An 11,896-nucleotide genomic window follows, 5' to 3' on the forward strand; every position below is an offset into this window, starting at 1 on the left:
CGCGCGAAGCCTTCAGAAAGCAAACAGGGCCGCCCTCGGCGACCCTGGTTTGCGGGATCAAGTTTCCGCGTGTGCGGCAAATGACCGGGCGCGTGAGAGGGTTTCCCCCGTCAGCCCGGCGTCACCGGGCCGTCAACGCGGAACGATCAATCTGGGATCGCTCGACGATCACAGGCCGGCCGCTGCACGCAGCGCCTGCGCTTTGTCGGTGCGCTCCCACGAGAACTCCGGCTCTTCACGGCCGAAGTGACCGTAAGCGGCGGTCTTGGCGTAGATCGGACGCAGCAGATCCAGCATCTGGATGATGCCCTTGGGACGCAGGTCGAAATGCTCGCGGACCAGGGCTTCGATCTTCTCGTCGGCGATCACGCCCGTGCCTTCGGTGTAGACCGTGATGTTCATCGGGCGCGCCACGCCGATGGCGTAGGCGACCTGGATCTGGCACTGCTTGGCCAGACCCGCCGCGACGATGTTCTTCGCCACGTAGCGCGCCGCGTAGGCGGCCGAGCGGTCGACCTTCGTCGGATCCTTGCCCGAGAACGCGCCGCCGCCGTGCGGGCAGGCGCCGCCGTAGGTGTCGACGATGATCTTGCGGCCGGTCAGGCCGCAGTCGCCCTGCGGGCCGCCGATGACGAAGCGGCCGGTCGGGTTGACCAGGTACTTCGTGTCCTGCAGCCACGCCTTCGGCAGCACCGGCTTGATGATTTCCTCGATGACGGCCTCGTAGAACTCGGGCTTCATCTTGTCGCCCAGCGACATCTCCGGCGCATGCTGCGTCGACAGCACGACCGTGTCGATGCTGTGCGGCTTGCCGTCGACGTAGCGCATCGTCACCTGGCTCTTCGCGTCGGGACGCAGGAACGGCAGACGGCCGTCCTTGCGCAGCTGGGCTTGGCGCTCGACCAGACGGTGGGCGTAATAGATCGGGGCCGGCATCAGCTCCGGCGTCTCGTCGCAGGCGTAGCCGAACATCAGGCCCTGGTCGCCGGCGCCGGTGTTCAGGTGGTCGTCCGACGCCTGATCCACGCCTTGCGCGATGTCGTTGCTCTGCTTGTCGTAGGCGACCAGCACGGCGCAACCCTTGTAGTCGATGCCGTACTCGGTGTTGTCGTAGCCGATGCGCTTGATCGTGTCGCGGGCGACCTGGATGTAGTCGACGTGGGCGTTCGTCGTGATCTCGCCGGCCAGCACCACCAGACCGGTGTTGCACAGCGTCTCGGCGGCCACGCGCGAGCGCGGGTCCTGCTCAAGGATCGCGTCGAGGATGGCGTCGGAAATCTGGTCGGCCACCTTGTCCGGGTGACCTTCGGAGACGGATTCCGAGGTGAAGAGGAAATCGCTCGCCAATTTAAACTCCTGTGGTTCTACGGGCGTTGCCGTGTCTGGGAGTCAGGCGGCGAACGCTTTAGCGGGATTTATGAGTCGCCCCGCAAGTTGTCCAAATTAACTCGGCGACAGGGGCGCATTATAGGAACAGACAGCCTGGGAAGGGCGGCGGACGGTTGATGGGAACACTCGCGACATATGCATTGATCGGCTTGCTGTGGCTTCTGCACTGGTTGCCGTTGCGCTGGCTGGCCGCGCTGGGATGGGGCCTGGGCGGCCTGCTGCACCGCGTGGCGGGCTCGCGCCGGCGCGTGGCGCTGCGCAACGTGGAGCTCTGCTTCCCCGACAAGCCGCCGGCCGAGCGTGAAGCCCTGGTGCGCGAGCACTTCGGCTGGCTGGGCCGCTCGCTGCTGGAGCGCGGGCTGCTCTGGTACGCCTCGGACAAGCGCCTGCTGCGCCTGATGCGCATCGAGGGCAACATCAAGCTCTCCGAGCAGGTGGACCGCCCGGTGATGTGGCTGATGCCGCACTTCGTGGGCCTGGACTGGATCGGCCCGGCGCTGATGCTCAACCAGTCCCGCCCCGGCGCCAGCATCTATCAGCGTCAGAGCAACAAGATCTTCGACGAGGCGCTGCGCAAGGCGCGCTCGCGCTTCGGCACGACCAAGCTGGTCGACCGCCACGACGGCGTGCGCAGCGTGCTGCGCTGCATCCGGGACGGGTACTCGTTCCTGAATCTGCCGGACATGGACTTCGGGCCCAAGGACTCGGCTTTCGTCCCCTTCTTCGGCGTGCCGGCCAACACGCTGCTGGCGCCGGCCAAGATCGCGCAGACCATGAAGATGGTGGTGCAGCCGGTGATCGTCACCATGCTGCCCAAGGGCGAGGGCATCGTGGTCCACGCCCACGAGCCGCTGGAAAACTACCCCAGCGGCGACCTGGAAGCCGACGCGCTGCATTTCCATCACTGGCTGGAGGCGCGCATCCGTGAGAATCCGGCCCAGTACTTCTGGGTCCACAAGCGATTCAAGACCCGACCGGAGGGCGAGCCCTCCCTGTATTCCCGATAATCCGACCCCATGAAACTGCGCTTCACCAAGATGCATGGCGCCGGCAACGACTTCGTCGTGCTGGACGCGACGCGTCACCCGATGTCGCTGACGTCGGAGCAACTGCGCCGCGTCGCCGACCGCCGCTTCGGCGTGGGCTGCGACCAGGTGCTGGTGATCGAGGGCTCGCCCGCCCCTGGCGTGGACTTCGGCTATCGCATCTTCAATGCCGACGGCAGCGAGGTGGAGCAGTGCGGCAACGGCTCGCGCTGCTTCGTGCGCTACGTCGTCGACAAGGGCCTGACCGACAAGCGCAGCATCCGCGTGCAGACCGTCAACGCGCTGCTGGAGCTGCGTCTGCAGGACGACGGCCGCGTCACCGTGGACATGGGCGCGCCGATCTTCGGTCTGAAGGACATCCCCTTCGACGCCGCAGGCGTCAGCCCTCGGCTCGAGAATGGCTTCGAGCTCTGGCCGCTGGAGCTGGGCGACGGCATCACCGCCGACGTGGCGGTGCTCTCGATGGGCAACCCGCATGCGGTGCAGCGCGTCCAGGACGTGGACCACGCCCCGGTGGGCATCGTGGGCCCGCTGGTGGAGGCCCATGAGCGCTTCCCGCGCAAGGTCAACGCCGGCTTCCTGCAGGTGCTGAGCCGCTCGGAAGTGAAGCTGCGCGTCTTCGAGCGCGGCAGCGGCGAGACCCTGGCCTGCGGCACCGGCGCCTGCGCGGCGGTGGTCGCGGGGATCCGGCTGGGCTGGCTGGATCCGGTGGTGGAGGTGCACGCCCGCGGGGGCGACCTGCGCATCGAATGGACGGGCATGGTCCCGGGCGGCGAGGGCCTGGGCGCCCACGTCTACATGACCGGTCCGGCCCAGACCGTATTTGAAGGAGAGATCGAACTGTGAGCGGCATCGAAGGCATCACCGAACAAGACATCGCCGATTACCTGGCGAATGACCCGGCGTTCTTCGAACGTCACGCCGAGCTGCTGGCCAACGTGCGGATCTCCCATCCGCATGGTCAGCGCGCGGTCTCGCTGCAGGAGCGCCAGGCGGAGCTGCTGCGCGACAAGATCCGCGGCCTGGAGCACAAGATCGTCGAGATGATCCGCAACGGGCAGGAGAACGTCGCGATCTCCGACCGGCTGCATCGCTGGACCTTGGCGCTGATGCTGACGCGCGACGACAGCCAGCTCCCGGAAGTCCTGCTGCGCGAGCTGCGCCATCAGTTCCTGATCCCGCAGGCCGGCCTGCGCCTGTGGAACGTGGACCCGGGCCATGCGCTGGCCTCGTTCGCGTCCGAGGTCAGCACCGATGTGAAGACCTTCGTGGGCAGCCTGAACCAGCCGTACTGCGGCATCAATTCGGGCTTCGAGGCGGCGCGCTGGCTGGAGGACGACGTGGCCTCGCTGGCGCTGGTGCCGCTGACGGCGGGCGCGCCCAGCCAGGCCTTCGGCCTGCTGGTGCTGGGCTCGCCGGACCCGACGCGCTACACCGCCGAGATGGGCACCGAGTTCCTGGCCCGTGTCGGCGAGATCGCGAGCGCCGCGCTGTCGCGTCTGCTGGACGCCGATCCGCATGCCGCAGTCCTCGCTGACTGACGAGCAGCAGCGCTACCTGGACTTCCTGCGCGTGCAACGCCGGCTGGCGGAGCGCACGCTGATCCTCTACACGGACGCGCTGGGGCGTCTGACCGCGTTCGCCGCGGCCGAGGACCTGGACCTGATGCGCCTGACCACGCATCAGGCGCGGCGCTTCCTGGCCAAGATGCACGGCGAGCGGCTCGGGCCGCGCAGCCTGGCGCTGATCCTGTCGGCCTGGCGGGGCTGGTACCGCTGGCTGGGCCAGGACGGCAAGGTCGACGCCAATCCCATCACCGACCTGCGCGCGCCCAAGCAGGGCAAGCCGCTGCCCAAGGCGCTGGGGGTCGACGACGCGGTGCGTCTGGCCGAGCACCACCAGGACCAGGATCCGGTGGCCGAAACCCTGATCGCCTGCATCGTGGAGCTGCTCTACGGCAGCGGGCTGCGGGTGTCGGAGCTGGTCGGGCTGGATGTCCGCTTTCATCCGCAATCGGCCGGCTGGATCGTGCCCGAGGACGGCGAGGCGCAGGTGCTGGGCAAGGGATCCAAGCGCCGCGCGGTGCCGCTGGGCGGACCGGCACTGGAGGCGATCCGTCGGTGGCTGGTGCAGCGCCCGCAGTGGGCGGCGGACGACGAACCCGCCTTGCTGGTCGGCCCGCGCGGCCGCCGGATGACGGCGGACCAGGTGCGCAAGCGGCTCAAGCAACGCGCGATCGCCGCCGGCATGCCCACGCACGTGCATCCGCACATGCTGCGCCATTCTTTCGCGTCGCATCTGCTGCAAAGCAGCGGCGACCTGCGCGGGGTCCAGGAGTTGCTGGGCCACGCCAACATCAGCACGACGCAGATCTACACGCGGCTGGACTTCCAGCATCTCGCCAAGGTCTATGACGCGGCGCATCCGCGCGCCAAGAAGAAATAACCGATTTGTCTCCGATGGCCCGACTTTCCAAAACCACCTCGTCCGCTTCCCGCGCCCCAGCCACCGCCACCGCGTCCTCCCCCTTCCCGTCGCGTCCGTTGCTGCTGTGCTCCGCGCTGCTGGCCGCGGGCGCCGCGCAGGCGCAGTCCTCGAGCTCGACGACGAGCGGCGCGGGCAATGCGCCGCTACCGGTGGTCAACCAGTCGGTGGCGCAGCCGGCGCTGGTGACGGTGCGTTCGGACGATCGGCAGGTCTTCACCGCGACGGACAGCCGCCCGGCGGCCTTCGAGGCCAACTGGACGCCGATCAAGATGCCCACGGGGCAGAAGACGGCGCTGCTGGGCGTGAGCTACATGGTCGCGATCAACGAGGACTGGGGCCTGGGCCCGGCCGCCTACGGCGCGGCCAAGGGCGAATTCGGCGGCCTGTTCACCGTCGGCTTCAACCTGCAGCGGCGCTTCCGCATCGCGCAGGACTGGCACGTGGCGGCCAGCTTGTATGCGGGCGCCGGCGGCGGCGTGAGCTCGGACAAGGTCCGTCCCGGCGGCGGTCTGATGATCCGGCCGGAGCTGTCGGTGCGGCGCGAGTTCGGCAACTGGTATCTGGGCGCGGGTGTCGCGCACACGGCCTTCCCGAACGGCAGCGGCAACATCAAGGACACCGGCGTGATGCTGACGCTGGGCCGCATGGACCGCTTCCTGAGCTTCGACCCCAGCCTGTCTGGCCGGGACGGGCGCACGGGCGACCGCACGGGCATGGGCTTCGACGAGATCGCGCTGAGCGCGGGCGTGGAGAAGCCGCGCAGCGGCAGCCGCACGCGCGGCGGCGTTCCATTGACCGGACGCAAAGCGAAGGCCGGCGCGGACCTGCGCCAGTACTTCGGCAACGGCTCGTCGTGGTGGGGGCTGGAGGCCTCCGGCGCCGCGTCGGGCGGTCATGACGGCTACATGGAGATCCTGGCCAACGCGGGTCAGGACTGGGGCATCGGCAGCGAGCGTTTCCGTGTCGGCGGCCAGGTGTCGGTCGGTCTGGGCGGCGGCGGCGACATGGACACGGGCGGCGGCTGGCTGGTCCGCGTCGGGCCGACGATGCGCTGGATCACGCCGTGGGGCCCGACGCTGCGCCTGGACGCGGGCTACATGAAGGCGCCGTGGGGGAACTACGACTCCTTCCAGGTGCGGGGCTCGCTGGCGTTGCCGCTGGAGAAGGTCTCGCGCATGCTGAGCAGCCCCCCGTTGGAGTCGGGCACGATCCGCGCGCAGAGCTGGTACATCGCGATGCCGCACTTCAAGGAGTTCGTCTTCAAGGACGGCACGCGCGAGGGCGTGACGGGTCTGGGTCTGGGCATGACGCGCGACTTCGGCGGCCCGTGGTACGGGACGGCGCAGGCGGGCAGCGCGGCGCTGGGCAAGGCGGGCGCGTTCTCCTACGGCATGTTCGGCTTGGGCGCTCATTCGCCGAAGTGGAGCGGCGTGCGCGTGGGCGCGGAGGCGCTGGTCGGCGCGGCGGGTGGCGGCGGCGTGTCCGTCGGCGGCGGCGCGGTGACGCAGGGCGAACTCTGGGCGCAGTGGGAAGGGACCGGGCAGTCCGACCGACTGCGGGTCAAGCTGGGCGTGGGCCAGTGGAAGGCGCTGGGCGGCGACAAGCACTCGACGCCGATGGTCAGCCTGAACATCGGCTGGGCTTTCGGGACGCTGGGGCCTGCGGCGAAGCGCTGACAAGACCTGGCTCCAAAGCGAAGGAACTCCGTTCATGAAGTCAATCCGTCTCCGCGAGGGCAAGGACCGCTCGCTGCTGCGCCGGCATCCGTGGGTGTTCGAGGGCTCGATCCAGAAGGGCAAGGCCGATCCGGGCGAGACCGTGCGCGTCGAGTCCTCCACCGGCGACTTCCTCTGCTGGGCCTCCTTCAGCCCGGAGTCCAAGATCCGCGCGCGGGCCTGGACCTTCGATGAGAAGGAGCGCATCGACGAGGCCTTCTTCAAACGCCGCATCGAGGCCGCGCTCGCGCTGCGCGCCCGCATGCCGATCGCGTCCAACGCGGTGCGCCTGATCCATGGCGAGGCCGACGGCCTGCCCGGTCTGATCGTCGACCGCTACGACGACGTGCTCAGCGCGCAGTTCCTGTCCGCCGGCGCCGAGCGCTGGAAGCAGACCATCGCCGATCTGCTGCTTGCCGCCACCGGCCTGTCGCGGCTGTACGAGCGCTCCGACGCCAACGTGCGGCCGCTCGAGGGCCTGGCCCCTGTGACCGGCTGGCTGCGCGGCGACGGCGGCACCGAGATCGTCATCGCCGAGAACGACTGGAAGCTCAGCCTCGACGTGGCCGAGGGCCACAAGACCGGCTACTACCTGGATCAGCGCGACAACCGCAAGAAGTTCGCCGAGGTCGTGCGCCATTACGGCTGCCAGTCGGTGCTGAACTGCTTCAGTTACACGGGCGGCTTCTCCGTCGCGGCGCTGGCCGGCGGCGCGACCGAGGTCATCAGCGTGGACTCGTCCGGCCCCGCACTGGCCCGCGCGACGGCGCACGTGGCGCTCAACGGCTACGACGCGGCGCGTCACACGTCGCTCGACGCCGACGTCAACCACACGCTGCGCGACCTGCTCAAGCAGGGCCGCCAGTTCGACGCCATCGTGCTGGACCCGCCGAAGTTCGCGCCGACGGCTGCGCATGCGGACCGCGCGTCGCGGGCCTACAAGGACATCAACCGGCTGGGGCTGATGCTGCTCAAGCCGGGCGGCTTGCTGTTCACCTTCTCGTGCTCGGGCGGCATCGGCCCGGAGCTGTTCCACAAGATCGTGGCGGGCGCCGGCATGGACGCCGGCGTTGACGGCCTGATCCTGGACCGCGTCGGCGCCACGCCCGACCATCCGCAGACGCTCTACTTCCCCGAGGGCGAGTACCTCAAGGGCCTGCTGATCCTCAAGCGCTGAACCCTCGCGCTCCCTCTGCCTCTTACTCCCTCTCCCGCTTGCGGGAGAGGGCAGGGGAGAGGGTCTTCTGAGGGACGCCTCACCCCCTCGCCGCCGGCAGGCTCAACCGCGGTTCAAACTTGGCCCGTTTCACGCCGAAGAACGCCTTCACATTCCGGACATTGGCCTGCTGCGTGAACAGCCGTTGCACCAGCGCGTGATAAGCCGGCATGTCCGGCACCTGCAGCACCAGAACGAAGTCCGGCCCCGGCGCGACTCGCCAGCACTGCTGAACCTCGGGCGCCGCGACGGCGATGGCCTCGAAAGCATCCAGGTGCTCCGCGCCCTGTCGATCGAGCGTGATCTCGACCAACGCCGACAAACCCGCGCCGAGCTTGTCCGGCGACAGGATGGCGACCCGCTTCTCGATGATGCCGACCTCGACCAGCCGCCGCACACGGCGCAGGCAAGTGGCCGGCGAGACATGCGCTCGCTCTGCCAGCGCCTGGTTGGACAGCGAGGCGTCTTGCTGGAGCAGGTCCAGCACCCGCAAGTCGATGGGGTCCAATGCGATAGAAGATTCCATCAGAGTCTCAATGTTGAAAGAATTCGCCATCCAGCGAATCCGATGGTGAATTCTTTCATCATTGGCTCAATATCGAAAGCATCCGCCTCGTCGAGATGCCTAGCATTCCGCCATTCGCAATATCAACCGGACCCCGGGGAGCAACATCATGTGCGGCATCGTTGGCGCAGTCAGCCAGAAAGACATCGTTCCTATCCTGATCGAGGGCCTGAAGCGGCTCGAGTACCGCGGCTACGACTCGTGCGGCGTCGCGGTGCATCAGGACGGTCAGCTGCGCCGGGCGCGCAGCACCTCGCGGGTGTCGGAGCTGCAGACCCTGGCCGCGCAAGACGGCGTGGCGGCGGGCACCGGCATCGCGCACACGCGCTGGGCGACGCACGGCGCGCCGGCGGTGCACAACGCGCATCCGCATTTCTCGCACGGCCCTGGCCCCGACGCGCATCTGCAACCCGGTCGCGTCGCGCTTGTCCACAACGGGATCATCGAGAACCACGATGAACTGCGCGCCGAGCTGAAAGCGCGTGGCTACGTCTTCCACAGCCAGACCGACACCGAAGTCATCGCGCACCTGGTCGATCTGCATTACCACGGCGACCTGCTGGAGGCGGTGCAGGCCGCGATCCCGCAGCTGCGCGGCGCCTACGCGATCGCGGTGTTCCATCGCGACGAGCCGAATCGCGTGATCGGCGCCCGCGAGGGCTCGCCGCTGGTGCTGGGCGTGGGCCGCGACGACTATGCGGGCGCGCATTTCCTGGCCTCGGACGCGATGGCGCTGGCGGGGGTGACGGATCAGATCGTCTATCTGGAAGAGGGCGACGTCGTCGATCTGCAGCTGGGCCGCTACTGGATCAGCCGGGTGGACGCGGCGACGGGCCGCTTCCAGAACGTCGAGCGCGAGGTCAAGACGGTGCACGCGCACAGCGGCGCGGCGGAGCTGGGCCCGTATCGGCATTACATGCAGAAGGAGATCTTCGAGCAGCCGGTGGCGATCGCCAACACGCTGGACGCGGTGACGGGCATCAGCCCGGAGCTGTTCGGCGACGGCGCCTACCGCGTGTTCAAGGAGATCGACTCGGTACTGATCCTGGCCTGCGGGACCAGCTATTACGCGGGCTCGACGGCGAAGTACTGGCTCGAGAGCATTGCCAAGATTCCGACCAGCGTGGAGATCGCGAGCGAGTACCGCTATCGCGACAGCGTGCCGAATCCGCGCACGCTGGTGGTGACGATCAGCCAGAGCGGCGAGACAGCGGACACGCTGGCGGCGCTCAAGCATGCGCGCTCGCTGGGGATGAAGCACACGCTGACGGTGTGCAACGTGTCGACGAGCGCGATGGTGCGGGAGTGCGAGCTGGCCTACATCACGCGGGCGGGCGCGGAGATCGGCGTGGCGTCGACGAAGGCCTTCACGACGCAGCTGGTGGGCTTGTTCCTGCTGACGCTGGCGCTGGCGCAGACGCGTGGGCATCTGTCGGACGAGCAGGAAGCGGAGCACCTGAAGGCGCTGCGCCACCTGCCGGTGGCGGTGCAGGCGGTGTTGGCGCTGGAGCCGCAGGTCATCGCGTGGAGCGAGGACTTCGCGCGCAAGGAGAACGCGCTGTTCCTGGGTCGCGGCCTGCATTACCCGATCGCGCTGGAGGGCGCGCTGAAGCTCAAGGAGATCAGCTACATCCACGCGGAGGCGTATCCGGCGGGTGAGCTCAAGCACGGTCCGTTGGCGCTGGTGACGGCGCAGATGCCGGTCGTGACGGTGGCGCCGAATGACACGCTGCTGGAGAAGCTCAAGAGCAACATGCAGGAAGTGCGGGCGCGCGGCGGAGAGCTGTTCGTCTTCGCGGACGGGGATACGAAGATCGAGAGCGAGCCGGGGCTCCACGTCATCCGGATGCCGGAGCATTACGGCGCGCTGAGCCCCATCCTCCATACCGTGCCGCTGCAGTTGCTGGCGTATCACACGGCGTGTGCGCGGGGGACGGATGTGGATAAGCCGCGGAATTTGGCGAAGAGCGTCACCGTGGAGTGAGCCTGATTCACGTGAATCGGGTCAGTGTTCCGTGCCATTAAAGTCCGAGACATGCCATTAATGTCTGAGACGTGCCATTAGAGTCTGAGACACGGTAAGCCACGACCTTCCAGCAACTAGCGATCTTGGCCATCGCAACGCGTTCGACTTAGGAGCGGTCCCGCGCGATCATGTCTTCGAGCTTCTGCTCGCCCGCAGGGCGGCTCGATACGAGTGCTGCCGGATGCTCGCCGACGCGCCAGACGGCGCATTCGGCGCTCCTCGCTCAAGCCACCAGCTTCAACAGCTGCGGTTCGTTGCGCACCTGTAGACACCAACGGGCCACCGACGAAAGTTCGGCCGATCGGTCCGTTAGTTCGCGCACCTTGCGCCGCACCTCCAACAGCTTGGCCTTCGCCGCCGGATTCTTGCCCGCCGAGCACTTGGCTTTCGCGGCCAGGAAGTCTTCGATCAAGGCATCGACCTTCTGCCAAACGCTCCGGCGGGCCTCCGCAAGCGGCACGTGCTCGTTGAGCTTCAGGCGCATCACGGTTTCGGTCACGCGCTCCTGCTCCCACTGCGAACTGCCAGGCATCGGGATGAGCTTGCCCTCTTCATCGAAAGCGATGAGCGAGACGTCGTCGTCGTCGATGGGATCTAGCAGGTAGGGCGCCTCAGACTCCTCGCAGCGCGCGCCAAACGTCGAACAAAGTGAGCCCTGCTGCAAGGGGAACCAGCCGCCCTTCTTGCGATTGCCAACGTTGCCGCAGACCCGAAAGTTCATGTAGTCGAACGCAAGCCACCAGTACCCATCACGCTCAGTACCGTCAATGGCCTTGGCGTCCTTCTTAGGTCGAAAGTGCTCCACGTCGTAGTGCGAGTAGAGGTCGCGGACATCCGAGAACCAACACTTACCGCCCGACAGCGCCAGCAGCCGCAGCGGAAAATATCCGCCAAAACCTTGTTTTTTCTGTGCTAGGAGCGAAACTTGCTTGGCATCATGAGTTCGATCGATCTTCGATGCCGGTTTGGTTGCAATGTTCTTCCTGGCCGTTTTTCGCCGAAAGGCGATGTGAGGGATTTGTATGGCTTACGCTCCCATCCTTGATCCTGCTTCTTACAGTAGCGAGACGGAGCCGCGACGCCAACTTGCGCTGGCTGCTGCTGGATTGCTGCAACGCTTGGCCAGCGATATCGACACCTTCAAGGAAGCGGTCGCTGTGACCGTGCCAGGTCGAACACGTCTCCATGATGTCGAGCAGGTACGGGAGCTTCTGGAAGAGAAGGTGCTGTCCTTCCAGCTCGCCAGCTCCAGGCTGTTGCGGATCAGGTGCACGATGCAGGTCTGCAGCGTCGTGGCCGGAAACACCGCTTCCAGCGCCTCGGGCATGAGGTCGGGCGAGACGTCCACCGAGTACATCTCGGCGAGAAATCCCTGGATCTCGCGCACCGTCATGCCGCGCGCGTACATCGCGATGATCTTGTCGTCGAAGCCCGTGAAACGCCGCTCGTGCT

At 67.3% G+C, this 11,896-nt stretch carries 10 protein-coding genes and 1 pseudogene; 7 read left to right on the forward strand and 4 right to left on the reverse strand.

Annotated features, from left to right (window positions below):
- Positions 1–168 precede the first annotated feature (168 nt).
- Entirely contained in the window at positions 169–1,347 is a 1,179-nt protein-coding gene (gene metK / locus ABDW59_RS23860; RefSeq protein WP_343633856.1) for a methionine adenosyltransferase, read from the reverse strand.
- Positions 1,348–1,505: 158 nt separating this feature from the next.
- On the opposite strand from metK, the gene ABDW59_RS23865 reads away from it, so the two are divergent.
- Genes ABDW59_RS23865 through ABDW59_RS23890 form a run of 6 tightly spaced genes read left to right on the forward strand, consistent with a single transcriptional unit; the run spans position 1,506 to position 7,814 of the window.
- Complete coding sequence (locus ABDW59_RS23865) at positions 1,506–2,396, forward strand: lipid A biosynthesis acyltransferase (protein ID WP_343633858.1); 891 nt, start codon at positions 1,506–1,508, stop codon at positions 2,394–2,396.
- Between the two features lie 9 nt (positions 2,397–2,405).
- The gene (dapF, locus tag ABDW59_RS23870; protein ID WP_343633860.1) at positions 2,406–3,281 is read left to right on the forward strand and encodes a diaminopimelate epimerase; all 876 of its coding nucleotides are present in this window, start codon (positions 2,406–2,408) and stop codon (positions 3,279–3,281) included.
- The gene (locus tag ABDW59_RS23875) at positions 3,278–3,976 is read left to right on the forward strand and encodes a DUF484 family protein (RefSeq protein ID WP_343633862.1); all 699 of its coding nucleotides are present in this window, start codon (positions 3,278–3,280) and stop codon (positions 3,974–3,976) included. The genes dapF and ABDW59_RS23875 overlap by 4 nt, the downstream gene beginning before the upstream one ends.
- Positions 3,954–4,880, forward strand: coding sequence for a tyrosine recombinase XerC (locus ABDW59_RS23880; RefSeq protein WP_343633864.1), 927 nt, complete (start codon positions 3,954–3,956; stop codon positions 4,878–4,880). Before ABDW59_RS23875 ends, ABDW59_RS23880 begins: the two co-directional genes overlap by 23 nt.
- Before the next feature lie 14 nt (positions 4,881–4,894).
- Entirely contained in the window at positions 4,895–6,598 is a 1,704-nt protein-coding gene (locus tag ABDW59_RS23885; RefSeq protein ID WP_343633866.1) for a hypothetical protein, read from the forward strand.
- A gap of 34 nt (positions 6,599–6,632) precedes the next feature.
- Complete coding sequence (locus ABDW59_RS23890; protein WP_343633868.1) at positions 6,633–7,814, forward strand: class I SAM-dependent rRNA methyltransferase; 1,182 nt, start codon at positions 6,633–6,635, stop codon at positions 7,812–7,814.
- A 79-nt stretch (positions 7,815–7,893) separates the two neighbouring features.
- Here ABDW59_RS23890 and ABDW59_RS23895 read toward each other — a convergent pair whose 3' ends face one another.
- Complete coding sequence (locus ABDW59_RS23895) at positions 7,894–8,379, reverse strand: Lrp/AsnC family transcriptional regulator (RefSeq protein WP_343633870.1); 486 nt, start codon at positions 8,377–8,379, stop codon at positions 7,894–7,896.
- A 148-nt stretch (positions 8,380–8,527) separates the two neighbouring features.
- Here ABDW59_RS23895 and glmS point away from each other — a divergent pair, with 148 nt between their 5' ends.
- The gene (gene glmS, locus ABDW59_RS23900) at positions 8,528–10,402 is read left to right on the forward strand and encodes a glutamine--fructose-6-phosphate transaminase (isomerizing) (RefSeq protein WP_343633872.1); all 1,875 of its coding nucleotides are present in this window, start codon (positions 8,528–8,530) and stop codon (positions 10,400–10,402) included.
- A gap of 265 nt (positions 10,403–10,667) precedes the next feature.
- Here the strand turns inward: glmS and ABDW59_RS23905 are convergent, their stop codons facing one another.
- Both ABDW59_RS23905 and ABDW59_RS23910 read right to left on the reverse strand, forming a co-directional pair.
- On the reverse strand, positions 10,668–11,249 hold the full coding sequence (locus tag ABDW59_RS23905; RefSeq protein ID WP_343633874.1) for a hypothetical protein: 582 nt from the start codon (positions 11,247–11,249) through the stop codon (positions 10,668–10,670).
- Positions 11,250–11,672: 423 nt separating this feature from the next.
- A pseudogene (locus ABDW59_RS23910) lies at positions 11,673–11,896 on the reverse strand (transposase); the annotation flags it as partial.

Origin of the sequence: Roseateles sp. (assembly GCF_039595295.1) — a bacterium.
GTDB lineage: Bacteria > Pseudomonadota > Gammaproteobacteria > Burkholderiales > Burkholderiaceae_C > Roseateles.